The organism is Novosphingobium aromaticivorans DSM 12444, from assembly GCF_000013325.1.
GTDB classification, from domain to species: Bacteria; Pseudomonadota; Alphaproteobacteria; order Sphingomonadales; family Sphingomonadaceae; genus Novosphingobium; species Novosphingobium aromaticivorans.
Genome location: NC_009426.1, coordinates 159,299 through 184,462, shown reverse-complemented (window position 1 = coordinate 184,462; position 25,164 = coordinate 159,299). Strand labels below are relative to the sequence as shown.

The 25,164-nt window shown below is 64.7% G+C and carries 28 protein-coding genes; 24 read left to right on the top strand and 4 right to left on the bottom strand.

The genetic code is table 11. The features are described 5' to 3' along the window. Positions 1–51: 51 nt before the first annotated feature. From SARO_RS17875 to SARO_RS20815, 4 genes are all read left to right on the top strand, one after another. The gene (locus SARO_RS17875; RefSeq protein ID WP_010890994.1) at positions 52–444 is read left to right on the top strand and encodes a RidA family protein; all 393 of its coding nucleotides are present in this window, start codon (positions 52–54) and stop codon (positions 442–444) included. Then, on the top strand, positions 437–1,135 hold the full coding sequence (locus tag SARO_RS17870) for an RraA family protein (protein WP_010890993.1): 699 nt from the start codon (positions 437–439) through the stop codon (positions 1,133–1,135). Before SARO_RS17875 ends, SARO_RS17870 begins: the two co-directional genes overlap by 8 nt. Then, entirely contained in the window at positions 1,128–1,796 is a 669-nt protein-coding gene (locus SARO_RS17865) for an RraA family protein (protein WP_010890992.1), read from the top strand. The genes SARO_RS17870 and SARO_RS17865 overlap by 8 nt, the downstream gene beginning before the upstream one ends. 219 nt (positions 1,797–2,015) lie before the next feature. Then, positions 2,016–2,774, top strand: a complete 759-nt coding sequence (locus tag SARO_RS20815; RefSeq protein WP_143004971.1) for a lytic transglycosylase domain-containing protein — start codon at positions 2,016–2,018, stop codon at positions 2,772–2,774. On the opposite strand, the gene SARO_RS17860 is transcribed toward SARO_RS20815, so the two are convergent. The 3 genes from SARO_RS17860 to SARO_RS17850 all read right to left on the bottom strand — a co-directional run bounded on the left by SARO_RS17860 (position 2,741) and on the right by SARO_RS17850 (position 4,171). Next, positions 2,741–3,016 (bottom strand): hypothetical protein, encoded by a 276-nt coding sequence (locus SARO_RS17860; RefSeq protein WP_010890990.1) that lies wholly within the window; start codon positions 3,014–3,016, stop codon positions 2,741–2,743. The two genes, SARO_RS20815 and SARO_RS17860, sit on opposite strands and share 34 nt — an antisense overlap. Before the next feature lie 10 nt (positions 3,017–3,026). Continuing rightward, positions 3,027–3,533, bottom strand: coding sequence for a hypothetical protein (locus SARO_RS17855; RefSeq protein WP_232730282.1), 507 nt, complete (start codon positions 3,531–3,533; stop codon positions 3,027–3,029). Positions 3,534–3,637: 104 nt separating this feature from the next. Next, positions 3,638–4,171: a hypothetical protein gene (locus SARO_RS17850; RefSeq protein WP_010890989.1), complete on the bottom strand. Its 534-nt coding sequence runs from the start codon at positions 4,169–4,171 to the stop codon at positions 3,638–3,640. 164 nt (positions 4,172–4,335) lie between these two features. Between SARO_RS17850 and SARO_RS17845 the strand changes: the two genes are divergently transcribed. The 20 genes from SARO_RS17845 (at position 4,336) to SARO_RS17750 (ending at position 24,199) form a co-directional block, all read left to right on the top strand. Beyond that, complete coding sequence (locus SARO_RS17845; RefSeq protein WP_010890987.1) at positions 4,336–4,650, top strand: hypothetical protein; 315 nt, start codon at positions 4,336–4,338, stop codon at positions 4,648–4,650. Positions 4,651–4,715: 65 nt separating this feature from the next. Further along, positions 4,716–5,000, top strand: coding sequence for a type IV conjugative transfer system protein TraL (gene traL, locus SARO_RS17840; RefSeq protein ID WP_010890986.1), 285 nt, complete (start codon positions 4,716–4,718; stop codon positions 4,998–5,000). Between the two features lie 13 nt (positions 5,001–5,013). Next, positions 5,014–5,637, top strand: a complete 624-nt coding sequence (locus tag SARO_RS17835) for a type IV conjugative transfer system protein TraE (protein WP_010890985.1) — start codon at positions 5,014–5,016, stop codon at positions 5,635–5,637. Further along, complete coding sequence (locus tag SARO_RS17830) at positions 5,637–6,431, top strand: type-F conjugative transfer system secretin TraK (protein ID WP_010890984.1); 795 nt, start codon at positions 5,637–5,639, stop codon at positions 6,429–6,431. The genes SARO_RS17835 and SARO_RS17830 overlap by 1 nt, the downstream gene beginning before the upstream one ends. Then, the gene (locus tag SARO_RS17825; RefSeq protein WP_010890983.1) at positions 6,431–7,807 is read left to right on the top strand and encodes a TraB/VirB10 family protein; all 1,377 of its coding nucleotides are present in this window, start codon (positions 6,431–6,433) and stop codon (positions 7,805–7,807) included. The genes SARO_RS17830 and SARO_RS17825 overlap by 1 nt, the downstream gene beginning before the upstream one ends. A gap of 10 nt (positions 7,808–7,817) precedes the next feature. Then, positions 7,818–8,714: a DsbC family protein gene (locus SARO_RS17820; protein ID WP_010890982.1), complete on the top strand. Its 897-nt coding sequence runs from the start codon at positions 7,818–7,820 to the stop codon at positions 8,712–8,714. Between the two features lie 80 nt (positions 8,715–8,794). Beyond that, the gene (locus SARO_RS17815; protein WP_234007472.1) at positions 8,795–9,862 is read left to right on the top strand and encodes a hypothetical protein; all 1,068 of its coding nucleotides are present in this window, start codon (positions 8,795–8,797) and stop codon (positions 9,860–9,862) included. Positions 9,863–9,868: 6 nt separating this feature from the next. Beyond that, positions 9,869–12,475 carry a type IV secretion system protein TraC gene (traC, locus tag SARO_RS17810; protein ID WP_011906602.1) on the top strand — a complete coding sequence of 869 codons (2,607 nt, stop codon included), beginning with the start codon at positions 9,869–9,871 and terminating at the stop codon, positions 12,473–12,475. Continuing rightward, the gene (locus tag SARO_RS17805) at positions 12,472–12,834 is read left to right on the top strand and encodes a hypothetical protein (RefSeq protein WP_010890979.1); all 363 of its coding nucleotides are present in this window, start codon (positions 12,472–12,474) and stop codon (positions 12,832–12,834) included. The genes traC and SARO_RS17805 overlap by 4 nt, the downstream gene beginning before the upstream one ends. Continuing rightward, positions 12,824–13,405, top strand: a complete 582-nt coding sequence (locus SARO_RS17800; protein ID WP_011906603.1) for a type-F conjugative transfer system protein TrbI — start codon at positions 12,824–12,826, stop codon at positions 13,403–13,405. Before SARO_RS17805 ends, SARO_RS17800 begins: the two co-directional genes overlap by 11 nt. After that, positions 13,389–13,931, top strand: a complete 543-nt coding sequence (locus SARO_RS17795; RefSeq protein WP_011906604.1) for a S26 family signal peptidase — start codon at positions 13,389–13,391, stop codon at positions 13,929–13,931. The genes SARO_RS17800 and SARO_RS17795 overlap by 17 nt, the downstream gene beginning before the upstream one ends. Further along, the gene (traW, locus tag SARO_RS17790; RefSeq protein WP_010890977.1) at positions 13,928–14,623 is read left to right on the top strand and encodes a type-F conjugative transfer system protein TraW; all 696 of its coding nucleotides are present in this window, start codon (positions 13,928–13,930) and stop codon (positions 14,621–14,623) included. Before SARO_RS17795 ends, traW begins: the two co-directional genes overlap by 4 nt. Next, positions 14,620–14,886: a hypothetical protein gene (locus SARO_RS17785; protein ID WP_010890976.1), complete on the top strand. Its 267-nt coding sequence runs from the start codon at positions 14,620–14,622 to the stop codon at positions 14,884–14,886. Before traW ends, SARO_RS17785 begins: the two co-directional genes overlap by 4 nt. Further along, the gene (gene traU / locus SARO_RS17780; RefSeq protein ID WP_010890975.1) at positions 14,883–15,905 is read left to right on the top strand and encodes a conjugal transfer pilus assembly protein TraU; all 1,023 of its coding nucleotides are present in this window, start codon (positions 14,883–14,885) and stop codon (positions 15,903–15,905) included. The genes SARO_RS17785 and traU overlap by 4 nt, the downstream gene beginning before the upstream one ends. A gap of 8 nt (positions 15,906–15,913) precedes the next feature. Further along, the gene (gene trbC / locus SARO_RS17775; RefSeq protein ID WP_010890974.1) at positions 15,914–16,678 is read left to right on the top strand and encodes a type-F conjugative transfer system pilin assembly protein TrbC; all 765 of its coding nucleotides are present in this window, start codon (positions 15,914–15,916) and stop codon (positions 16,676–16,678) included. Between the two features lies 1 nt (position 16,679). Beyond that, the gene (gene traN / locus SARO_RS17770; RefSeq protein WP_010890973.1) at positions 16,680–18,794 is read left to right on the top strand and encodes a conjugal transfer protein TraN; all 2,115 of its coding nucleotides are present in this window, start codon (positions 16,680–16,682) and stop codon (positions 18,792–18,794) included. A gap of 16 nt (positions 18,795–18,810) precedes the next feature. Next, complete coding sequence (locus SARO_RS17765; RefSeq protein ID WP_234007471.1) at positions 18,811–19,185, top strand: hypothetical protein; 375 nt, start codon at positions 18,811–18,813, stop codon at positions 19,183–19,185. Further along, a complete protein-coding gene (locus SARO_RS17760) occupies positions 19,182–19,994 on the top strand; it encodes a thioredoxin family protein (RefSeq protein ID WP_010890971.1) in 813 nt (270 codons plus the stop codon). Before SARO_RS17765 ends, SARO_RS17760 begins: the two co-directional genes overlap by 4 nt. Beyond that, positions 19,994–21,448 (top strand): conjugal transfer protein TraH, encoded by a 1,455-nt coding sequence (locus SARO_RS17755; RefSeq protein WP_010890970.1) that lies wholly within the window; start codon positions 19,994–19,996, stop codon positions 21,446–21,448. The genes SARO_RS17760 and SARO_RS17755 overlap by 1 nt, the downstream gene beginning before the upstream one ends. A 12-nt stretch (positions 21,449–21,460) precedes the next feature. Then, positions 21,461–24,199 (top strand): conjugal transfer protein TraG N-terminal domain-containing protein, encoded by a 2,739-nt coding sequence (locus tag SARO_RS17750; RefSeq protein WP_010890969.1) that lies wholly within the window; start codon positions 21,461–21,463, stop codon positions 24,197–24,199. Here the strand turns inward: SARO_RS17750 and SARO_RS20810 are convergent. Continuing rightward, a protein-coding gene (locus SARO_RS20810; RefSeq protein WP_086000218.1) for an IS630 family transposase occupies positions 24,171–25,117 on the bottom strand; the annotation gives its coding sequence in 2 pieces (ribosomal slippage) (positions 24,171–24,781 and positions 24,781–25,117; 948 coding nt in all). The two genes, SARO_RS17750 and SARO_RS20810, sit on opposite strands and share 29 nt — an antisense overlap. Between the last annotated feature and the right edge of the window lie 47 nt (positions 25,118–25,164).

Below are 25,164 nucleotides of genomic sequence, written 5' to 3'. Positions count from 1 at the left end.
CCGATCGGCCATCGCGATGGCCCAACCTGGTTCACGAAGGAGTGGCGAACAGTGCGACACAGCATTCAAGTAGATGGCTTCCACCATTCCGGTAATCCGATCCCGGCCGCAAGTCGGGTCGGCAGCCTCGTCGCCACCGGAGGCGTTTATGGGCTGGATCCCGAAACAGGGATCGTCGCGGAGACCGCGGAGGACCAGGTACGGCTTACATTCTGGCAATTGGGCCGCATTCTGGAAAAGGCGGGCGGCAGCTTCGACGATGTCGCGAAGATGACCTTCTATGTTGCCTCGGCCGATCTCAAGCCCCTGATCAACAAGTACTGGCTGATGGAATTCACGGACGAGCAATCAAGGCCAGCCAGACACACACTGATGTACAATTCATTGCCTGGAGATATCGTGATCCAGTGCGATGCACTGGCGTTTGTTTCCAGCCATGAGTGAAGACGATGCACCAACCGACGATCAGTCGATTGCGGATCGCCTCGGTTCGTTCGACACTTGCACGATATCCGATGCACTCGATACTCTTGGGCTAACGGGCGCCGTAATCGGTCTGGCTCCGCTCACCATCCCTGGTCGTCGGATTGCCGGAGAGGCCGTAACCGTCAAGCTCGGGCCGCCGCTTGCCGGATTGCCCAAACGCCACCTGTGCGCGGCCGCCGTGATGTCGGCCCGCAATGGCGAAGTCATCGTGATAGAACACCGTGGCCGGGCCGATGTTTCCGGATGGGGCGGACTGCTCAGCAGAGGCGCGATCAAGTACGGCCTGGCCGGGGTGATAATCGATGGTGCCTGCCGCGACGTCGACGAGAGCAGGGAACTGGGGCTGCCCATTTTCGGGCGCAATGCGGTTCCGGTAACTGCACGAGGCCGGATTGCGGAGCACGCCTGGGATTGCCCGGTCACGATCGGGACCGTGGTCGTCAAACCGGGTGACTGGGTTGTCGCGGATGGCAGCGGAGTGGTTTTCGTCGATCCGAACCGTCTGAATGACGTCCTGCGGGAAGCTGAGAGGATCAGCGCACGCGAAGCGGCGATGGCGCTGGCGATCGAAGCGGGTTCGCCACTCGATCAAGTCCTTGGGGCTAATTACGAAGACTTGCTGAACGGTGCGGAGAGCAATCATGGATGAAGCGAAGGTTGTGGAACGTCTGAACACCGTCGGGGTCACGGCGCTCTCCGACGCGCTGGACAGGCTGGAAATTGCAGGCCAGTTGATCGGCCTTGCTCCGGTTGCTCGCGGCATGAAATTTTCCGGACGGGCTTTTACGATCCGGATGTTGCCGGTCGGCCTTACCGGTGGGAGCGTCGGCGACTATATCGACGAAGTGCCACCTGGCGCGGTGGTCGCCATCGACAATGGCGGCATCTTGAACCAGACCGTCTGGGGCGACATTCTGACCTATGTGGCTCATACCAAAGGTATTGCGGCGACCGTGATCGACGGCGCATGCCGCGACAGCGACCGCTGCGTCGCGCTTAACTATCCCGTTTTCTCGCGCTGCGTGACAATGCGCACCGCCAAGGATCGCGCCACCGCGGTTGCCAACAACGATCCAATCCAGCTGGCAGGAGTGCGTGTCGAACCCGGTGACTGGCTGGTAGGAGATTCAGATGGCGTGGTTGCCATCCCTGCCCCCCATCTAGAGGAGGTTCTTGCAATCGCAGAGCAAATAGAGGTCGCCGAGAAAGCAATATTGGCTGCCGTGGATAGCGGAAAGCGCCTGGAAGAGGCACGTAAGGCATTTGGCTATCATAGTTTGCAAACCGGTATGGGTAGGACCTGCGCATGAACCGTTCTCGAAAACGGCATCTGGCCTATGGAATGCGATAAGGCACCCATTAGCGCGAATGACACCAGGTTATAGGCAACGGGGGCGCTTCCAGATCATCAATTGACAAGAATGCAGCGATTAGGTTGAATCCACGTGCGCATTCCCAACTAGACTGCACGCCACCCGGAAAGGCGTGTCGTGATTTTGACTTACGCAAAAATAGTCGCAGTCGCTGCGATGGTCTTCGTTGCCCCTGCGAAGGCAAGGGAAGTGGATTTGTCTCGCTTCGCTCCTTCTGCCATTGCGGCCAGTGGCGGAGATGGTCCTGTCGAGGTTGCGCTACGCGCTCATTTGCAAGGTATCAGCCAACCTGTCTATATAATTGATAAAATTGGCAAAGGAGCCAGCGCAAGCCAGAACCCGCTGTCTTGTCCTGGGAATGGTTACCTCCAGACATGGTGGTTGCCGGCCGAGGTGGAGAAACGCCGAGCAACGTACTTTGAAGCGATGTCGCAAATCGCCTGCGAGAATGGCCTGCCCGCCAGCTTGCTGGATGCAGTTGTTGCCCAAGAGTCAGGATACAAGGCTTGGGCAATCAGCAGGGCCGGCGCAATGGGAATGATGCAGGTTATGCCCGGAACCGCCAGGCATCTGGAGCTATGGAACCCTTGGGACGCCTTGGCGAACATGCGCGCGGGCGCGCGATATCTTCGCCAGCAACTTGATCGTTTTGAACGCGTCGATCTCGCCCTGGCCGCCTACAATGCCGGACCAGAGCGCCGCTCCCTCACGCTGGGCTATATCCCAGCGATCCCCGAAACCCGCAATTACGTGCGAACCATCACAACCAACTGGCTCCGCCTTACCCAGCTCAATCGTCCAGATTCCAGCTCTCTTGCGCGAGCGACAGCAGCCAGCACAGCCGTCTGGGCATCAGGCTACCGCGAGGTTTCATTGGTCACCTACGACGGGACGAATTCCGCAAACCCGATATAGTGCGCATAGAGGATCGCAATGGCCAGAATGCACGGAAATCCGCAGAGGTAGCTGAGCTGAAAATGCAGCCATACCTTCGGGAACCACAGCCACCACCGCAGCCCCGAACCGGACGGCGGCGCGATCGTGCCCGCGCGGATATCGAAGATCGTTTTCAGCAGAGCGCAGCCTGAGCAAATCCCGGCCAAGAGGCCGACGGCCGCATAGAGCTGGGTCCACGCGGCGATGGTGTCGGGCCGCATGGAGGGCCGATCAAGCCTGTAGCGTCTGGTTGTTCTGCATGACCCGCTCCTGATGCGAGAGCAGCAGATCGTAGGCTCGCCGCGCCGCTTCGTGGATCACGGCCGGGCGCAGATCGACCTCGATCGAGCCGCGCCGACAGGTCAGGACCTCGAGATAGAAGCTCTTGAGGCTCTCGGTCGCCAGAAAGACCGATTGCTCGATGTAGGCCCGCGGATCGTGAAGCAGTGCCACGCAGAATTTCGCGCGAACATGATCCATCCCAAGCTCGCTGAAGATGCGATCTCGCAAGTCGTCGGAGAGCGGGTTGGTTTGCTTGAGGATCTTGTGCAGCTTCGGCCGCGAAATCTGCATCCGGTCAGCAAGGTGAGCCGGCAGAATGCCTTGTCGTACCAGCTCGTCGTTTATGAGTTGCTTGTACTGTTCCTGCTCGCCCTCGCGCGGTCCAGGACTGGCAAAAGCGAAGACGGGTTCACTGCCCGGTGGACTGCTCGGCTTGAAGACCGTCTCGGGCGTCAAGTTCCTGTGAGGCATTATCCATCCCTCCCAAGGCAAAAGGTCTATGGGATGGCATAACCTGTCAAGAGTCTTAAGAAGCGCGCAACTTGCCGCGTGGAAAATACCTAGAGCAGATTGTATTTTACCGCGAGGTATACCGCGAACGGCACGAGGATCTTGTCCAATCCCGGCTTTTCGCTGATTTCCTTCACCTTGGCGCGGACCGCATCGTAATCTCCGGACCACTCCGGGCCGACCTCGAGAAAGATCCGGATGTCCCCGCCGATCGCGTAATCCGCGAGGAAATCTTCGAGTTCCTGCTTCGATATCCCGTGGGATTTGAGGCGCAAGCAGGCGGCTTGGACAGTCATCCGCATCGTCTGAAACCGGCGGGATTCCTTGGAATAGGCCGCCATCGCATCGACCAGCAGGTCGAAGCACTGCTCGCTTACGAAGATGCGGACGTTGCGCGTTCCTGCGGCCATGGGTGGATATTCCGGTGCATGTGTCGGCAGGCACAATGGCTCCAAATTGTAAATTTGGCGAATCCGGGCCGGTGGAAGTGATTCGGGAAGGCCAATTCCTTGTTCGGCAATCACAATTCCCGATGCAGCAAACCGGATTGCGGAAAACGGAAACTTCAGTTCCCGATCCGGCAATTCCCATTCCCAAATTCGGAAACATAAGGTGCCTCCAAGTCCGCCTTGAGGAAATCATCCGATTCGTTTCCGGGCCGTAACGGACCTTTAATTGCTCCAGGCAGCGCCCCTCTGTTCATTCTGAAGGCCGTGACAATCACGGCGTTTGGAAAGGACATGGCAACATGAAACTCACGATGAAAGGGAAGGGGGCAAGCCTCCTCCAGGGGGCCGCAGTGGTCGCGGTCGCTGGCCTCTTCGGCAGCGAAGTGGCGATGGCGGGCGCCGACACCACGTTCAACACCGCGCTCACCAGCTTCACCGGCTTCCTTGAAGGTTCGGGCGGCAAGATCATCACCGTGCTGAGCCTCGCCGGCGGCATCGTCGGTCTCGCCTCGGGCCGGTTCAGCCTCGGCCAGGTCGCCATTCCCGTGGGGGTCGGCGTCGGAGCCGGCACGGGCGTGCCCATCGTCACCGCCGCGGTCACCGCGACGATCTGATCCAACCAGTCGTCCGCGCATGGCCGCAGGGCTTTGCGTGGGCGGACAAGAGGGTGGTGTCGTTCATGAATCGCTACACGGTTCCCGCGCATCTCGATGATCCGGAGCTGATCGGGTTTTGGACACTCGATGAGTTTCTCGCGATGATCGTTCCCTTCGCCTGGGGCATCCTGTCTCAACATATTTTCATCGGTCTATGTTCAAGCGTGCTGGCCTGGTGGGGATTGCGCAAGTTGAAGGCGGGACGAGCCGTCTCGTGGATCATTCATTCGGCCTACTGGTACCTGCCGGGTGCCTTTATGGGGCTGAGAGCGACGCCGCCCTCCCATCTTCGCCTGATGGCGGGCTGAGGACGGCACCGACATGGACCTCTCGATTTCTCACGGCCAGGCGCAGCGGCTCTTAAAGCAGCGCAACCTCCTCGCGATCACCGCGACCGGGCTGTTTGCCCTGAGCGTGGTGTTGACGTTCACCGCCGCGCACCGCGACCGCGAAGTGGTGCTGCAGCCGGTGCTGGCGAAGCCGCTGACGCTGTCCTCGAGCCACATCGACAAGGATTACCTTGAGCTCGTCACGCGCGATGCCGCGCTGCTGACACTCAACCGCTCGCCGTCCAACCTGCAGTACTGGATGGATTCGATCCTGGCGATCACCGATCCCAGAACCCACGGCCGGATGAAGGCCGAACTGATGAAGATCTTCAACGAGCAGAACGGCTCGAATGTCTCGCAGTTCTTCACGATCGAGAACCTCTCTGTCGATCCCGAGGCACTGACCAGCGAGGTCAACGGCGTGCTGCACACGGTGGTCGGCTCCAAGGAGGTGACCTCCGAAGCCCGGACCTTCCGCTACGTGTGGAGCTACTCGGGCGTCAGCCTCAAGCTCGCCGGGTTCGGGCGCGTGACCAAGGATCCGTCGGGCAAGGTCATCGACGCCAAGGGCGCGGGCAGCGCGCAATCAGACAATAGCGACGGGGGAGAGGCGTGATGGCCGAACTGGGTTGGGGCGCGATCGGGGTGGGCAGCGTGCTCGCCGGACGGCCCTATGCAATCAATGGCCGCCCGGTTGGCGCCGCGCTCATCTGCTTCGGTGCGCTGTGCCTTGCCGCACCCGCCATGGCCGACCAGAGCATTCCCGCTGCTGACAATGGTACGGTCGCCTGTGTCGCCTCGGCGAAGGACCTCACCCGGATCAGCCTTGCGGGAGACCAGTTCGCCTCGGTCTCGAAGATCAGCACCGGCAACCCGGCCGAGGACTTCAAGATCGTCAACGAGCCCGTGCGCGGGGACATCTACATTTCGGTGCCCGATGGCTTCACCAAGCCCAACCTCTCGTTCTTCGGCACGACCCGAAAGGGCTACGTCTACAAGTTCCTCTGCCAGGTCCGCGGCAACGACGCCGAGCAGGTCTTCGTCACCAACACGGCGATCAAGACCGAGGCCGCGCGCGATTGGGAAGTGCGCTCTTCGCCCGAGGATGCCGCCGTGCGCCTCGCGCAAGCCATGTATCGCAGCGAGACCATCGAAGGCTTCGAGATCAGGCAAAGCGTGCTCGAGCCGGTCGCGGTCGGCAAGCTCGAGGTCCAGCAGGTCGGCGAATACCGCGGCGCTGACCTCAAGGGACTGATCCTCAAGGTCCGCAACACCGGCGCAAAGCCGCTCACTCTCGATGAGAACCTGCTCGCCGCGCGCGGCAGCGTCGCCTTCATGACCCCGGTGAGCGAGCTCGCGCCCGGCCAGGCGGCCGCTGTCTACCTCATCCAATCGAATGGAGGCCAGTGATGGACTGGAAGAACCCGTTCCGCAAAGGCCCCAAGGCGCTCGACGGTCCCGCAACCCACCCTGGAAGTGGTGACGCCTCGCCGCTCGGCGATGCAATCGTGGCCAATGAGGCGGTCAGGAAGAAGCAGATGCTGCTGCTCGGCGCTGGCGGTCTTGCCGCGCTTGTCATCGGCTCCTCGTGGATCTTCGCCGGCGATCACAAGAGCAGCGACGCCAGCGTCAAGCGGCAGGTCGCCGACGTCTCGGTCGACGAGATGGTCAACAAGAACATGGCCGAGAAGGAGTGGCGTGCCCAGTCCGAGGCGCAGATGATGTCGATGGACACCAACATGCGCGCGCTCGCTGCCCGTGCGCAGCGGGCCGACCAGTTGGAAGCGCAGCTGGCCCAGGGTCAGGCAGCGCAGAGCACGTCAGGCGGCGGGATATCTCCCGACACCGAGCGGGTGCTTTCCGCCTACCAGAACGAGAATGAGCAGTTGAAGGCAGCGCTCGCAGCCGCGCGCCAGTCGCCGGTCATGGGTGCCGGCGCGACACCGGTCGGACCCAACGCGCTTTACGGGCGGACCAGCCCACCGAGCTACCAGACCGCGCCCAGCACGCCTGCCGGGCAAGCCGCAATGGCCGCGGCGGGACTCCCGGCAGGGCGCGGGAGCGAGGTCAGCCTGGTCTCGTTCAACGAGGGCGCAAGCGGAACCGGAAGCCCGGTCCCCAAGGGCAACACTGTCTTCACCGACAGCGCCAATTACCTGCCGCCGAACTCGATCGCGGTCGCCAAGGTCATAGTCGGGGTCGATGCGGCCGCCGGCGTCCAGAGTCAGACCGATCCCCTGCCGGTCGTGCTGCGCATCACCGGCCCTGCGCGCTCGGTCTACGACAACGGGCGGCTGCTCACGACCAATATCGCCGGATGCCTGGTCAACGGCGCGGCGCGCGGCGACCTCTCGAGCGAGAAGGTCTACGTCAAGCTGCAGCGCATGACCTGCCCGCAGCCCAATGGCCGTTACGCGGTCTCGGACGTCAAGGGCTTCATCGCCTTCGGCGGCAAGACCGGGGTCAGGGGGAGGGTGGTCAGCCGGGAAGGTTCGCTGATCGGCCAGGCCTTCCTTGCCGGTCTCGCCGGCGGCTTTGGCCGCGGCTTTGCCGCCAACACCAATTCGACGCTCACCGGAACAAACGTCAACGTCAATGGGCAGCGCCAGAAGCTCGGCACCGGCGACATCCTCGAGGGCGGGCTCGGCGAAGGCATCGCCACCTCGGGCGACATGGTCAGCAAGTACCTGATCGAGCGGGCCGAACAGTACCAGCCCGTGATCGAGATGCCGACCGGGATCGATGTCGAAATCGTGTTTCTCGAAGGCGTGTTCATCAACGGGTGAGGAGGGTGCAATGAAGCTGAAGTCCTTGAAGTCATTCCATCTGGCGCGGCCCCGCCTTGGCCAGGTCCTGATGCCGCTCGCCGCGATCGCGCTCGGTAGTGGCGGCTCGCTGGTCTGGGCGAACGCCGGCACCGGTGATGCCGCAACTGCCCAACATGCCCCAAGCGAGGCGGACCAGGCGGTGACCGCGCTCCTGAAGCAGCGCCTGCCGCGCACCCAGGTCTCCCGCGTCAATTGCCAGGTGGTCGATGGGGTCTGCGAAGTGACCGCAGGCTCGCAGCTGTTCTACGTCGACAAGACCGCGCGATATCTCCTGATCGGGCGGGTCTACGACATGCAGACCCGCCAGGACCTGACTGCGGTCCGGCTGCTCGAGGTCAACCCCGATCTCCTCGTCGGCGGCGCTGCGGGGAGCAAGCAGGAAGCCCAGGAAGTCGAGACCCCACGCCGCGGCGTCAGCACGCCGGCGGCGAGCGGTGCCCCCCGGATGATGTCGCTCGCCGCACTGCCCGAGGCGGGCGGCATTGTCTGGGGAGCAAACTCGGGGCCGACCGTGACCGTGTTCAGCGATTTTCGCTGCGGCTACTGCCGGGCGCTCTCGGGCGTCCTCGAAAACATGAACGTGCGGGTGATCGAGCGGCCGATCTCGGTGCTCGGCAGCCGCGATCTTGCCAACCAGGTGTTCTGCGCGCGCGATCGCCGCAAGGCGGTCAAAGCCGCCTATGCCGGGGCGCCGATAACAGACACGCGCGCCTGCGACACCTCGCCGCTCGATGCCAACGAGGCCTTCGCGCGCCAGCAGGGCCTTGCCGGAACCCCGGTCATCGTCCGCTCGGACGGCGCGGTGATCGAAGGCTTCCGCCCGCGCGAAGTGCTCGAGCAGTGGCTGAAGGGCGCCAAGTCGTGACCGCGCTCAGCTCCAAGCATCTTGCGAGCCTCACGCGCGCAGTCGCGCGGCGCTCTTGTGGGCGAGTCTCGCTGCCGCGGGTGGAGCTCAGCCGCGCCGAAGCAATCCAGCTGTGGCAGGATCTCGTCCTTGCCACTGCGGTTCCGCGAGGCGTGCTGCTCACGCCTCGCGAACAGGCATTGCTGGGCAAGCGCGCGTGGGCGCGCTCGGCGGGCCATGTCGCGCTTGGTGAGGCTCCGCTGTCGCGCCAATCGGGCCTCGCCATCTGGCGGCTCGCGATCCGGCTTGGGGATCTTGCGGCGCGGCGATCGCCAAACCCCGTCACCCGGGCTGCAAGCATCGCGGCCATCGGACTCGCGGCTACCCAGCTCGCCGCCTGCACCTCGCTGTTCGGCGGCAACATCAAGGGCAGCTTTGCCTGCAGCGCACCAGGCGGGACCTGCGCGCCTTCGACGGTGATCGACGACCAGGCGCTGTCGGTGATCCAGAATGCCCGGCCGATGACCCCGGCAGGGCCGTACATCCGCCAGCCCGCCGCCGCCAAGCCGGTTACTGCGTCGTACACGCCGTCGGGTTCGGGCCGCATCACCTCGGCCGGCGGCGGCATGGTCCACCGCGAGCGCCGCGTGCTCAAGGTGGTGTTCCCCTCTTTCGTCGATGGTGGTGGCAATCTCCACGAACCGCGGATCATCCACGCAGTGGTCGACAACGGCGCCTGGATGGAGCTGTCCTCGGGCGAGCCCAATATCGGCGAGCAGGTCGAGGGCAGGGCAGTTAGCCTCGCGAGCGCGGCATTCGTGCCGGCACCGGTACCCGTCGCCCCGATCGCCCAGGACGCTGGGTCACCCACTCCCAAAGCAATAGATGCCGCGCCTTCCGGGCCGCCGCGCCCCGAGGCCGTTGCGGCGGCGCGCGCCAAGGGTGCCGCGCTCCAGTCGGGCAATGCGATCGAGGCGATTCAGGCTCAGGTGCAGGCGCGTCTCGCGCCCACTGCGAAAGCGCACGTCCCGGCAGCAGCGGTACGTGCGGCGCCCAGTAGTGCGGTGCCGACCCCAGCTCCGGCTTCCGCCTCGGCGGTCAGCGCCGCTCCGGCGGCGACCAAGCCCGCCAATGGCCCCGCCGCCTTTCCGGCCAAGGTCGAGGAGTAAGCGACGATGGCCTCGCACGGGTTCTGGGACCGGTTCCTCGATATGCTGTTCGGCGAAAGCGCGCATCCGGAGGCGGAGCGCCCGGTGCTCGGCGCGCCGATGCTGTCGAACTGGCTGCCCTATCGAAGCTACGACAAGAAGCACGGCCTGTTCATCAACACGGACTCGCTCGGGTTCATTCTCGAGCTGGCCCCGATGATGGGCGCAGACGAGCGCAGCGGCGAGCTGCTGACCCAGTTTCTGTCGGACGCCGTGCCCTCGGGCTGCGAGATCCAGCTGATCCACTGGCAGAGTCCCTCGGTTGGCGAACGCATCGCTGATTGGGTGATGCCGCGCGTGGTCGCCAAGGGGGTCTATGGCCGCGCGGCGATGCACCGGGCGCGCTGGCTGCGCCGCGCCGCCTGGATGTCGATCTCGCGCGACGCACCGTTTTACCTGCGCAACACCCGGGTGATCCTCTCGGTCGGTGCCCGGCTCAGTGGCCCGATCGGGGCCGACACGCTCGCCTCGGTGCGCGACAGTCTTCACGGGACGCTGCAGTCGCTCTCGATCCCGGCCCGCGACATGGGACCGGTCGAACTGATCGCCTTCCTCGACGATTTTCTCTGCCCGGCGGTCGATAACGCCGACAAGCCCGAACACTATTCCGAGCTCGATCCGATCAACGTCCAGTGCGTGCGGCGCGATCTCGAAACCCAGGTCACCCCTGACCGGATCGTGCTCCAGACCGAGCGCTTCCGCCCCACTGGCGAGCGCCAGGACGGCGCGCCGGTGATCGGCGAGGTCGTGCCCGACAAGTTCGACTGGCGCTTCTTCTCGGTGCGCAACCTCCCCAAACAATGGGCGCCGTGGGACGTCCAGAAAATCATCGGCGACGTCATCAACGACAAGCTGCGCTTCGGCTGCAACGTCATGACCGTGCTCGGGCTCGTCTACCAGGACGAGGAAGCGGTCGCCTCGCGCGCGGGCCTCAAGGTCATGCGCACCACCAGCCTTGCCGACAGCCGCTCGGCGCGCTTCCTGCCCCAGCTCTCCGAGCAGCGCGACGAATGGCAATACGTTCAGGCCGAGATCCGCCAGGGCCGCAAGCTCGCGCAGGTCTACTACGGCGTCGGCGCGCTCTCGCCCTTGGGCAAGGGCGACATCAACGAGCGCATGGTGAAGTCGGTCTACAAGGCCTGCGGGTGGGACCTCATCGACGAGCGCTACCTCCAGGTGATGGGGCTGCTCGCAGCGATGCCGCTGTCGCTCCCCAATGGGCTCTCGGCTGACCTGAAGCGCATGAAGCGCTTCAAGACCATGCTCACCACCACCGCGGCCTCGATCGCGCCGCTCCAGGGCGAGCACACCGGCGGGCACATCCCGCACGTTCTGCTCATCGGCCGGCGCGGGCAGCCGTTCTTCTGGTCGCCGTTCCAGAACGCGGCGGGCAATCACAACGTCGCCGTTTTCGGCAAGTCGGGCTCGGGCAAGTCGGTATTCCTGCAGGACGTCTGTGCCGCGATGTCCGGCGCGGGGGCCAAGGTCATCGTGATCGATGACGGCCGCTCGTTCGAGCACATGGTCAAAGCCTTCGGCGGCGCTTTCGTCGAGTTCAAGCTATCCTCTGGCTTCTCGCTCAATCCCTTCGACATGATCGACGGCGAGGCGCTAGCGAGCGACGAGGACGGCGAGGACTATGAGGTCGAATGCCTCGCGATGCTCAAATCGATCGTCGGCCAGATGGCGCGCCAGCAGGACCGCTTGTCCGACACCGAGCGCGGGCTGATCGATTCCGCGGTGAGCACGGTCTGGCGCGAGAAACAGCGCCATGGGACGATTGACGATGTTGCCGCGGCGCTGCGCGCGCTGCCTTCGCCCTATGCCGGCGATCTTGCCGATGCGATGTCGCCGTTCCTAAAAGGCGGCACCTATGGCCGCTTTTTCGAAGGCGCCTGCTCGATCGACCTCTCGGCCGGGCTCACCGTGTTCGAGCTCTCCGACCTCTCCTCGAAGCCCGAACTGCGCTCGGTCGCGCTGACCGCGCTCATGTTCCTGACACTTCGGGTGATGCGCGATCTCGACCGCTCGGTGCCCAAGCTGACGATGATCGACGAAGCCTGGCAACTCCTTGGCGGCGGGCAGATGGGCCAGGCGATCGAGACCTATGCCCGCACCTGCCGCAAATATGGCGGCTCGCTGATCACAGCGACCCAGTCGCTCAACGACTTCTACAAGTCGGAAGGTTCGCTCGCCGCACTCGAAAACTCGGACTGGTCGATCGTCCTCCAGCAGAAGGAAGAGACGATCAACGATCTCGCCAAGCACCAGCGCTTCGAGATGGACCATTACACGGAAAGCCTGCTCCGCTCGCTGAAGCGCAACGGGACCGAGTATTCCGACGTCCTGATCAAAGGCCCCGAGACGCTTGCTGTAGGGCGCCTTGTGCTCGATCCCTATTCGGCGACGCTCTATTCCTCGAGCCCCCGGGTCTTTTCCGAGATCGAGGACAAGGTGCGCGGCGGCCTGGCGCTCCCCGATGCGATCGAGCGGGTGGCCTTCCCCGATTTCGTGCCGCCCGAGCCCGGCGCGCCCGACTTTGCCGAGGGCGAGCTTGCGGAGGCGGCCGAATGACGCCCACCTTGGCCCCAACCGCGCCATCGCGCGCTCCATCCCGCCTGGCGGACGGCTGCTACGTCGCGCTGCGCTTGACAGGCTGGCTCGCAGTCACGCTCGGCTGTGTTGCTGCCCTCTGGCTGCTGTTCTTCGCCGCGCTCGGGAACTTCAGCTTTTCCGGGACCGTGCTCCAGCTCGACAATTTCGCCTCGCGCTACGTCGCGGCCGATGCCGCACGGCAGGACAGATTCCGCCTGTTCTTCTGGCTGGCGAGCGCCGTGCTGTTCGCCGCGCTCGCCTTCTTCCGCCGCCATTCGCTTGGCGATCTGAGCCCGGCGGCAAACCCCACTTGCAAGGAGAGAGATCATGGCAGGTAAGCCCCGTGTCGCCGCAACAGGCGGCGAGAACGCAGCGCCCGGTCCGCTGTTCGAGGCCGATGTGGCAGCGGCGCCCGCGAGCCCGCCGCAGCGTGCGCGCCTCGGTGCGGCCCCGGTCGCGCTCGTGGCCGCCCTTGTTGCGGCGGGCCTGTGGGGCGCATGGGTGACCAAGAGCGTGCTCGGCGGGCCTAAGACACCGGCGATCGCCAAGGTCCAGCTTTCTGGGATCGTCGGCGAATATGTCCAGGCGCAGGCGCGCTCGGCGACCCCGCCCGAGCAGGTCACCACCGAGACCCGCGCGTTCATGAGCGAGATCCAGCGTAATCTCGAACGGCGCGGCGCGGCAGGCCAGATCGTGCTGGTCGGCGAAGCGGTCGTCGCCGGCAATGTCCCCGACATCACTGCCGACGTGCGCCGCGAGGTCTATGCCCGCGTGCGGATGCCGCAGCAGGCGGCGGCGAGCAGCACCGATGTCATGGGCGCGATGCGTGCCGCTATGTCGGGTTCGGGGCCGGGACCGGCGCCGCAGGCTGGAGTTCTCGGGGGTCAGGGCAATGCCCCCGCAAAATGAAACACACCCTGAGCCCCCGGCGGCGAGCGGCAGTCATGCCAAGCGCTGGCTGGCGATTGGCGCGCTTGCGGCGTGCCTCGCGGCGAGTTCCTTGCTCGCGAGCTGGCGCGATGAACATGCGATCCTGATCAACACCACCCAGTCGCTCCCCAACTGGGCGTTCTGGATTGACAAGCACCGCGTGCCTGAGCGCGGCGACTTCGTGGTCTTCAAGGCGCCGCAGACCCCGCTCATCACCGCGCATTTCGGCAAGGTGGCCCCGCCCTTTGCCAAGCGGGTCTATGGCATGCCGGGCGACGTGGTCAGCCGCGAGGGCGCCGTCGTGCGGATCAATGGCGCCGAGGTTGCGCGCCTCAAGCCGGCGAGCTCGCGCGGTGAAAAGCTCGAGCCTGGTCCGACCGGGCGGATCCCCGAACACTGCTACTATCTCGGCACCGCGCACAAGGACGGGCTCGACAGCCGCTATGCCGATATCGGGTTCGTCTGTTCCGGGACGATCATCGGCACCGGGGACTCGTTGCTGTGAGGCCCTTCGCCGCCCTGATCGCCGCAAGCGGCCTTGCCCTGCTGGTCGGTTGGCCGGGCATCTCGGGCCTGCGTGCTGCCGACTATGGGCAGATGGGTCAGACCTTTCCGATCATCGAGACCGATCTTCTCACCACGATCGAGACGCGGCTGAGGACGCTCGAGGCCAATGGCGGGATCGAGCGCATGCAGCGCCAGATGCAGGAACAAGCGGTCGCCAGCGTGCGCCGTCCCAAGCCGGTCGATGGCATGACCCCCGCAAGCGTCAAGCGCGAATGGCTGTTCGATCCCTCGATCGTCACGGAAGACGACATCGTCGATGCCAAGGGCAACCTGATCGCCGCGCGCGGCACCCGGGTCAATCCGCTCGACATGGTGCAATTGAGCCAGGCGCTGGTCTTCGTCGATGGTGACAATGCGGCCGAGCTGGCCTGGGCGGTGAAAACCTGGAGCGATGCGCGGGCCAAGATCATCTTTGTCTCGGGCTCGCCGTTCGATGCGATGAAGCCTTGGCAGCGGCGCTTCTACTTCGACCAGGGCGGCACGCTCACCGCCAAGTTCGGCATCCGCCACACCCCCGCCGTGGTCTCGGCAGCGGGCGCAAATCTCAAGATCAGCGAAGTGCCGCTACCGCCCGCGGCAGCCGCGCCCGCACGCGCACCCGTTCTCTCTGGCGGAGGCAAGGTGTCATGACCCACTCGCTCATCGACTTCCTCAAGACACCGATGGCCGCTCCCGAAACGGCGCGCCTTCGTCACATGCGGCGCTGGTGGATGGCCCTGTGCTGGGCGCTGGCGCTCGCCGTCTTGCTGCTCCCGCTCCTCAAAGCGCTGTTCGGGCTCTGGGGTGCAGGTCCTGCGCTGACCCTCGCCCTCGCCGCGCCGGTCCACGGCGTCGCCTACTTCCGCGCCAAACTGCGGGCGGATGAGGCCTTCGCCCAAGGAGCTCGGCCATGACGCGGCTCGGCCGGAAATTCGCCGCCTTGCTCGCGGCGCTGGCGCTCGCCTTTGCGGTATCGGCGCCCGCGCGCGCCGATACCGCCACCTGCCACGGCAAGTTCATCAACCCGATCACCGACGTGTGCTGGTCGTGCCTGTTCCCACTGTCGATCGGCGGGCTCTCGATCTGGAAGGGCTCGCGCCCCGACCCCAAGAATCCCTCGTTTCCCTTGTGCGCCTGCGGTTCGCCGATCCCGCGCATTGGTATCTCGGTGGGCTTTTGGGAGCCGGTGCGGCTTGTCGACGTCACCAACAAGGCCTGGTGCTTTCCCAACCTTGGCGGAATCCGCCTCAACCCCGGCTTCGCCATCGGCAATGGCCATGTCCAGGGCCGCAGCCAGATCGGCGGCAAGGCGCAGAACAGCTCGCAGTGGCAGTCGCACTACTACGTCTACCCGCTGCTCTACTGGATGGAGATCCTGACCGACTTCCTTTGCTTCGAGCAGACCACCTTCGATGTTGCCTATGTCACCGAGATTGACCCGCTCTGGCAGGATTCCGCGCTCACCTCGATCATCAATCCGGAAGTCGCGCTGTTCTCGAACCCGATCGCGACCGCGGCGTGTGCGGCCGACTGTGTCGCGGCGACCGCCAAGCTGCCGATCGACCAGATGTTCTGGTGCGCGGGCTGCAACGGCGGGATGTACCCGCTGAACGGCCACGTCGCCGCGCATGTCACCCCGATCCAGGCCTCGCGGCTCGTCGCCGAACGCATGCTCTACAAGATGCACCGCGAGGCGCTCGCCTGGGGGACGATGGGTTCGAAGGCGCTGTGCCACAAGTACCTGATGCCGGTGATGAGGAAGCAGCAATACCGGCTGCAGATGACCAACCCGATCTCGACAGTGAAGGGCCGCTACGCCTGCGCGCCGATCGGCGCGACCACCATCATTCCCCAGACCGGCAAGGGCTACCCCGTCAAGGGTGAGGACTTTGGCTACCTCGTCTGGCGCAAGCGCAACTGCTGCATGCTGTGAGGACGCCCATGACCTTCGCGCGCACCTTGCTTAAACCCCACCTCGCAGGAATCGCTGGCTTCCTCGCGCTTACGGCTGTCTCGGCAGCGCTCGCGCAAACGCTAGACGGCATCGACCTCAAGGCCATCAAGGACCGGGCAACCGAGGCGACAGCCGATGCCCAGACCTTGGTCGATGCGGTTGCCGGCAAGGGCGAGGCGCACCGCGCCGAGGCCGAGACCTTGCGCGAACAAGGCCTCGCTTCCGTCGCTTCGATCGATCCCGCGAGCCTTCCCAAGGGCCCGGATGGCGCGGTCGACTTCGACGAACTGCTCGCCGGCGCCGCGGCCAATACCCGCGCGCCGATGGGCGAGGGGCCGATGTTCATGGTCTTTGCCAGCTTGTCGATGCCTGGGGCCTCGCTCACCCGGCTGATCGCCGACACGACCAAGGCCGGCGGCGTGGTGGTGTTCCGCGGCTTTCCCGGAGGCAGCACAAAAGCCTTTGCCGAGGGCCTCAAGCGCGTTGTGACCGACGAGGGCCAAGAAGCCCATCTCGCGATCGACCCGCGCCTGTTCCGCGCCTTCAAGGTCGAGGCTGCGCCGACCTTCGTCGCCGCGGGCCGCGAGTACGAGCTCTGCGACGGGCTCGACTGCACCAGCGCCACTCCCGACCACGACCGGCTCACCGGCAATGTCACAGTCGAGTTCGCGCTCGAGAGTTTTGCAGGTGGCCGCGGGCCCGGCGCCGGCGTCGCGCGCATCGCGCTCGCCCAGCTCAACAAGGGTCATTGAGATGCGCGCGCCGCGCCTTGCTGGATTTGCGCTTGCCGGGATGGTGCTGCTCGCCGCGGCCGGCGCACAAGGACAGGTCTACATCCCCCCGCCCGACGATCTGGTCGAGCCGCAACCGCCGCTCCCGCCCGCGATTGATCCCGGCGTGCCCGCTCCCGCCCCGCCGCCTCCTTCCGCGCCTGCCACCATGACCGTGGACGAGGCCAAGGCCGAGGCTCGGGCGACCGGATCGAGCGTGCGCGGCGCCTACCAGGGGATCACCGATGCCCCGGGTGCGGCCGGGCAGATACCGGGGTATCAGGCGGAATATCCCGGACTCACCCAGTATTACGACAATCCCGGCAACATGTACGCCGATGGGGCGGCGGCCGGCGTGAATAGCAATGCCTACCGCACCGCCAATTCGACCACGCGGCCGACCGTCGATGTCACCCGCGCCGACCTGTCCCGCGCCAACACCGTGACCGACGATCCCAATGCCTACTTGTCTGGCATGAGCGCGGACGGGTCGACCGGCAATTGCGTCCCGCTGCCGCCGAGTCCGGGGACCACCAACACTGCCGAATGGACCTGCAATGTCGGCTCGAGCGTGGTCGAACAGCCCAAGACCTGCACCCGCAGTCTCACCGTCGCGCCATGGAACGAGACGCTCTACCAGTACCTCTGCGTCACGGCCCCTGGCTTTCCGGGCTGCGCCTCGCTTGAGGGCAACGCCCTGTGCCGCAAGACCGGGACCTTCCCTGTTCCCGACTATAACCTCACGGTCGACTACTACGACTGCGACGCAGGCGTCAGTGATCCCAACGTCTACCTCATGGGCACGGTGGCCAAACCGCCGCCGGCGGACGCCTTCCAGGTCGTGAGCAACGTCTATCGCTGCAACAACGAAGGGATCACCGATGCGCTGACCTTTGATCCCGTGACGGGTTTTCCCGTCCAATATGTGAGCGGGCTTCAGCAGTGCGGGGCGATATCGGCGGAGCCGAGCTGTACCCAAACCACCGCCTCCGCGGCAGGCCTCACCGACCGCCAGCTCTGCAAGACCTGGGATTTCATCGGCGATCCGTTCGGGGGAGGGGGCTACCTCACTTGCCTTGAGCCCGCTTCGCTAGAAGCGGTCTATTCGTGCAGCACCAATGTCGCCGGCATCGTGCCCGAAAGCTCGGTATCGAAGTGGTTCACCCAAGTCTGGACCGACAATGCCTGCTCGGTCGATCTTGGCACCTGCACCCTCGCTGCCGAGACCTGCACTGCCCCCAATGAAACCCGCCTGATCGATGGCGTGCCGGTCACGCGGGCCTGCTGGGAGACGGCGAAGACCTACCAGTGCCAGACCGTGGTGGGCGGCGGCAACGACTGCGGCAAGCTCGATGCAACCCCCGGCTGCATGTTCGACCACGAGACCTGTCTCGACGATCCGCCCAGCGGAGATGGTTCGTGCAAGGTCGCCGAGCGTGTCTACAAGTGCCCGATCCCGGGATCGACGAGCCAGCCTGCGCAGTACATCTGCGGGGACGACGTCTACTGCGTCAATGGCGACTGCGAGCCGATCGTTCGCGAGGCCTCCGACGAGTTCAAGGACGCGGTCGTGGCGCTGAACGCGCTCGGACAGGCCAATTCCGAGTTCGACGAAAGCACGCTGACGCTGTTCAAGGGCACCGCCGAGAGTTGTGCGCACAAGGTCTTCGGTCTCGCCAACTGCTGCTCGGGGAAGGGCGTCCCGCTCCTCGTTCCGCTGCTGTGCAGCCCGGCCGAGGTGCTGCTCGATCAGAAGGACGATGCAGGGCTCTGCCACAAGATTGGCACTTACTGCTCGTCGAGCTTCCTTGGCATCTGTCTTTCCAAGCGCGATGTCTATTGCTGCTTCCTCTCGAAGATCAGTCGGATCCTCCAGGAGCAGGGCCGGCCCCAGATCGGCAAGACATGGGGAACGCCGAAGAAGCCCGTCTGCGACGGCTTCACCATTTTCGAGTTCCAGCAGCTCGACCTCTCGGTGATGGATTTTTCCGAAATCTACGCGGAGTTCGTCGATGCGGCGAAGCTCCCCGACGAAGCCGCCACGCTCATCGAAATCCAGGCAAAGATCGAGGCCTATTATGCCGCGCACAAGCCCTGAGCCCGCCACGAATCCTGTGCCCGAAAGCGGCGCGCGCGTGGTCGCGTTCGGGGCCTACGCCGCAGCCCCCGATCTGACCGTGCTGGAGTTCTGCGTCGGCATGGCGCTCGCTCGCAAGGGGCCGCTGACCGCGCGCGGGATCGCTGCCGAAATCTCGGCCTGGTTCGACCACCCGGTTCGCGCGCGCAGCCTCAGCGCGCAGCTCGATGCCATCGTCCGGCGGGGATGGGCGCGACTTGAGGCCGGAACCTACACGATCGCCGATGCCGGGAGCGAGGCGCTGTCCGGCTTCTACTGCGCGCTTGTACGCCTGCTCGATGGCGGCCGCCGGCTGCTCGACCTCGGCGTCTTCATGTCACTGATCAAGGAATTCGAGAGGAGCGGATCATGAACCACCGCCAATGCATTGCCCTGCTTGCCGCCTCCAGCGTCGCGCTTACCGGGACCGCACCGCTGCGCGCCTCCGAGGGCGACGGTGTCGAGGTGCGGCAGTCCGAGGACGCGCTCTACTGCAAGGAGAGGAAGCTCGGCACCTGGTTCTACTGCGAGAAGCCCAAGGAGGAGCCGCGCAAAGCTGCTGCTGCGCAGCCACCAGCGCGCGAGCGACTGGCCGCAATCGGGACCCAGCTTGAAGAACTGAAGGCGCGCGCGATCCTCGAGCCGAGCCCGGAGAACGTCACCGCCTATGTCCGCTTCCAGCGCGAACAGCTCGACCGCTCCTCGATGTTCGCCGACGTCTGGCAGCGCGCGCTGTGGCAGGATCCCGGGCTCGACTACACGCTGCAGCGCCCGGTCTCGACGCTCGGCAAGCGCGCCTGGATCGACGAGCGCAAGACCGACCGCGACCGGGTCATGGCCAATCTCTCGCAGCGCTACGGGGTGTTCTACTTCTTCGCCTCGAGCTGCGGCGCCTGCGACATCTTCTCGCCGATCCTCAAAGCCGTCTCGGACAAGTACGGCCTCGCGGTGCTCGCGGTCTCCACCGATGGCGGACCTTCCTCGACCTTCCCCGGCTACATGGTCGACAGCGGGCAATACGAGAAGCTCGGGCTTGGCACCGACCGCCAGGTGCCCGCGCTGGTGCTGTTCGATTCAGTCACCAAGCAGCCGATGCCGATCGGCTACGGAATCCTCAGCCAGGACGAGATCATGGACCGCGTCTTCCAGCTGACGCAGGTCAAGGTGGGGAGCGACTACTGATGCGCGCCCGTCGCTTCGCCCGCCGCCTCCATGGAGCCTCGCGCCGCGCACTTGGCACAGTCCTCGGTGCCGCGGTTCTGCTCGCTTCGCCCACACCCGCCTCGGCCGGGGTCGAAGGCGAGATGCAGAGCTTCATGTCCGACATGGGCGTCCAGGCCAATGTCACCGGTCCCAGCGCCTACCAGGGCCAGTCGGCGGGCTATTATTCGATGGGCTCGGTCTGGTCGCGCTTCCCGCAAAAGAACATCCAGCCCTTCAACCTCCAGTTGCCCCACGCGCGCGCCGGGTGCGGCGGCATCGACCTCTTTGCCGGGTCGTTCTCGTTCATCAACACCGCCGAACTTGTCGCCATGCTGAAAGCGACCGCGAACAACGCGCTCGGCTTTGCCTTCAAACTCGCGATCGACACGATCTCGCCCGAGATCGGCAAGGTCATGGATGAGCTGGCGCAGAAGGTTCAGCAGATGAACCAGATGAACATCTCGTCCTGCGAGACCGCGCAGGCGCTGGTCGGCGGCCTCTGGCCGAAGAGCGATACGGCGAGTTCGGTCATCTGCGAGGCGATCGCCAACAGTCAGGGCGCGGTCTCCGACTGGGCCCGCGCGCGCCAGCAGTGCAACAACGGCGGCCAGCGCGAAGCCTTGAAAAGCGCCAATTCCGACCCGGACATGAAGGAACAGGCCGGGATGCCCAACAATTACACCTGGGCGGCATTGGGCAAGAAATACGGTGGGTTCGACACCCAGTTCCGCGAGTTCCTGATGACCCTCGTCGGGACCGTGATCTACGATCCGGCCGGTAATGGCGGCAAGCCGAGGGTCCAGTTCATCGGCCCGGCCGACCCGGCGCTGATCAGCGCCATGCTCGACGGCACCTCTTCCACCCCGCACAAATACTGGAGCTGCGGCGGCGATAGCGCCAAGTGCATGGCGCCGAGCGAGATCGACATGGTGATCGGGCCTAATGCAGCGATCAAGGCGCGGGTGCGCACGCTGATCGAGAGCATGGCCTTGAAAGTGCGCGATCCCGGCGCCTCGTTGACCCCGGCCGAGATCCAGCTCCTCGGCATGGCGAGCGTGCCGGTCTACAAGATCATCACCGTGAGCGCAGCGGCCGAGTTCGGCATCTCCGCGCAGGAGATCAACGACCTTTCCGAAATAGTCGCGGTCGATCTCGTCACCACCATGACCATGCGGTTCATCGACATGGCAGTGAACGCGCGTTCGGACTTCAACGGGGCTGATGCGGATAGCTTACGCGAATGGCGCGAGGGGCTTTACGAGACCCGGCGCAATTTCCTCGGGATCGCGGCGCGCACCTCGCAGCGCTTCGACCAGACCTTTGCGCTGATCCAGCGCACGCAGATGCTCGAAAAGACCCTGCGTACCCAGCTCTCGCCCCAGATGTCGGCCGCGCTGCGCTTTTCGCGCACGCTCGGCAGCCAGGTCCAGTAAGGGGCGGCGGAGATGCTCGAGGTCTTCACGGTCGGGGGCGGCGACTACCTCGTCAACACCTTCAACGCGATCGCCGCCTGGACCGGCTCGGGCGGGTTCAAGTCGCTGATCCGCGTCGTCATGGTGATGGGGCTGATCTACGCGCTCCTCATTACCGCGATGGACCTCGACTGGCGCGCGTGGTTTCGCTGGTTCATCCAGTCGACGCTGATCTACACCGTGTTGATGGTCCCGACGGTGACGGTGAAGGTCACCGACCGTGTCAATCCCGGGCTTGCGCCCGCCACGGTCGCCAACGTGCCGATCGGGCTCGCAGCCATGGCCTCGTTCACCAGCCAGATCAGCGACTACCTGACCCGCACGGCCGAGACAGTCTTCGTCATGCCTGCTGCGCTCAATTACTCGACCGGCGGCTTCGTTTACGGCGCGCGGATGTGGGACAAGGCGCGCGGGTTCGAGATCCGTGATCCCGTGTTCAAGGCCAACCTCGACGGCTACCTCAAGCAGTGCGCCTATTACGACATCCTGCTTGGCACCAAGAGCCTCAAGCTGCTGAGCGAAGCGCCCGACCTCTGGGCCGAACTCGGGGTCAATGCCGCAACCAACCGCGGCATGAAGTACCTGACCGATACCGGCACCGGCACGGTCGATATCGAGGGCAAGACCTGTGCGCAGGCCTGGACGCTGATCAACAACCAGTGGGACAACCAGATCAACGCCTATGCGCTGCCATTTGCGCATACGATGTACCCCAAGCTCACCGAGGCCGCGGCAGGGGCAAAGCTCGCCGCCGACGTGCCGGCGGTCTCGCAATTGCTCACCGGCACCGCGATGACGCGTAACCAGTTCTTCAAGCAGAAGAGCATGGTCGACGCTTTCGAGGCCGCCCAGCTCGACTTCGGCAATGCCGATGCCGATTCCTTCGCGCTCCAGCGCGCGGACACCCAGACCCGCAACGCGATGACGACGGCAGCCGAGCAGGGGCTCATCTGGATTCCGGTGCTTGGCGTGGTCCTGACCGTGGTCTTTTACGCTCTGTTCCCGATCGTCTTCCCGCTGCTGTTGTTCCCGCGCACCGGCATCGCGACCCTGAAGGGCTACTTCTCGGGCTTCTTCTACCTCTCGGCCTGGGGACCGATCTACGTTCTCATCCACTCGTTCATCATGGACCGCCTGGCCTCCCAGACCGCAGCGGTTTCAGCAGGCAGCGTGAACCTCGCCAACTGGGCGGGAATCGATGCGGTTAATCAGGACATCGCCACGATGGCGGGGTTCCTGATGCTCTCCGTGCCGATGCTCGCGCTGATGGTCATGCGCGGCACCATGTCGGTCGCCAACAACCTTGGCTCGATGCTCGCCCCGGTCCAGGCTGGCTCGGATGCCGCGGCGATCGAGCGGACCACCGGCAACTATGCCTATGGCGATGTCAGCTATGGCAATCTCAACGCGGACAATCGGCAGATGTCGCAGTGGAATCAGGCCCCCAACCTCCTGGCAGGCGCGGGCCACTCGGGCTTCCGCGAAGCGGACGGGCGCATGTTCAACGAATATGGCTCGGGCCATTCGGTGATCGACACCAATGCGGCGATGTCCCAGTTGCCCTTCAAGCCCACCATGACGCGGGGCTATGCGACGGACCTCAGATCCCAGGGCCAATGGTATCTCAACGAGGCCGACAAGATCGAGAACGGCACCTCGAGCAGCTGGACCAGCTCGAAGGGCCAGTTCGGCAGCGCGGTCACCGCGACCAGCGACGTGACAGGAGCCCGGCGCGAAAGCGGATCGCGCGCATCGGACACTCACAATGTCGGCGGCAACGTCGTCGTCGAACAGGCCAAGGGCAGCTCGACCCGTGATGTCACGAACAATGATCTTATCCTGCGCGAGGGCAATTCACGTTCGTCCGGTGATTTTGCGAGCCGCACTTTTGGCTCGTCCGCGAGCCTTACTGGATCTGGAACGCTGGGAACGCCTGGCAAAGACATTGCGGGAAGTGGCGCCTCAGCAACGCTGCAGGGCTCCATTTTCGGTCGGAAAGAGGTGGGCGACGATGCTCGTGCCGGCACCGAGCGTTCAGCAACGAACCAGACCACGCGCGGCACCGACAAATCCGACGAGACGAGCGATCGCATGGTGGTCAGCGGGTCGAGCGGCGATATCCAGTCTTCGGGCACCTACAGCCAGAGCTCGGACTACACTGACCATAGCCGCTCGCACACCACCACCGATGGAAGTGATTGGCGTGTCGCTGAGGCCGAGGAACGGCGCGCCGCTGCTGCTCGCTATCGCGAGATAGGCAGCCGAATGATGTCCGAAGCGAGCTACGCCGAAAGCCACGGCTTCCAGATTTCGAGCGATATGTCGAACCTGATCCAGGACCGCTATGAGGCCCTGCAGCGCGAACACCCCGAGTGGCACTTGCCCGATCTTTCCAATCCGCGGCTCGACTATCGGGATGTGACGCGGCGCGACCAGGCCATCACATATATCATGGACGACCTGATGGGCGACTTGCGCGCTCACCGGATCGACGAGCTCAGCGACATCGCCGGGATCGCAGGCAATGGATCGCTGGGGACCAATACCGATCTCGGCATGCCGCAAACCCCTTCGCTTCCATCCCCCCGCGCAGAGGGGCTGGTGCCTTCGCCGCTCGAAGGCGGCACACTGCTTGCGGTGCCCAATGGTCCGGTCGATGGCGCCGCGCTAGAGCGATTTTCGATCAGTCTGGATCATATCCGCATGAACTGAAGTAGTTGGCGCATTCGGCGGGCCGGAAGATGTCGACGAGCTTGCCGATGAGGTCCCACAGGCCGCTGACGGTTCGTTCGCCTGCTTTTCGGAGCATGGCCTTGAGCCGGGAGAAGGCCTTCTCGATCGGGTTGAAGTCGGGGCTGTAGGGCGGGAGGAAGCGCAGTGTTGCTCCTGCCGCCTCGATCCGGTCGCGGACTGCGGGGCGCTTGTGGCTCGACAGGTTGTCCATGATGACGACGTCACCGGGCCGCAGTTCGGGCACGAGAACCTGCGCCACGTAGGCTTCGAACCAGTCACCGTTGATCGGCCCGTCCAGCACCATCGGCGCGACCATGCCGGTCATCCGCAGGCCTGCAACCAGCGTGGTGGTCTTGCGATGACCATGTGGGTAGCCCATCCGCAGCCGCTCACCCTTGGCGCAACGGCCATGGCTGCGGGTCATGTTGGTGGCGGTCCACGTCTCGTCGATAAAGACCAGGCGCTCGGGTTCCAGATCGATCTGGCCGTCGAACCAGTGGTGACGCTGCTTCAGGACGTCGGGACGGTCCTGCTCGACAGCATGGCCAGTCTTTTTTTGCGCGTCATGCCCCGGCGCACGAAGAAGCGATGCAGCCCGGCAACCGAGACGGTCAGGCCAACCTCAGCCAAGGCGATGCGCAACTCCTCCAGCGAGATGTCCTTGCGCGCCTCCCAAAGTGCCAGAATGTCGGCAGATCGCTCCTCCACCCGGCGCGAGCGCATGTCGCCACCTTGAGGCCTGGGAGCAAAGTCACCGGTGGCACGCCGCTGCGCATGCCACCGGATCGCCGTCGAAGGGGCGACGCCAAACCGCGCTGCCGCCGCTCGGCAACTCAGCCCACCGTCAACCGCAGCCAGAAGCCGGACCCGCAAATCCATCGAAAGACCGTGACCCATCCATGCCGGCCTCCTTCACCAGCATGGATTCTGAATCAGAAATCTCA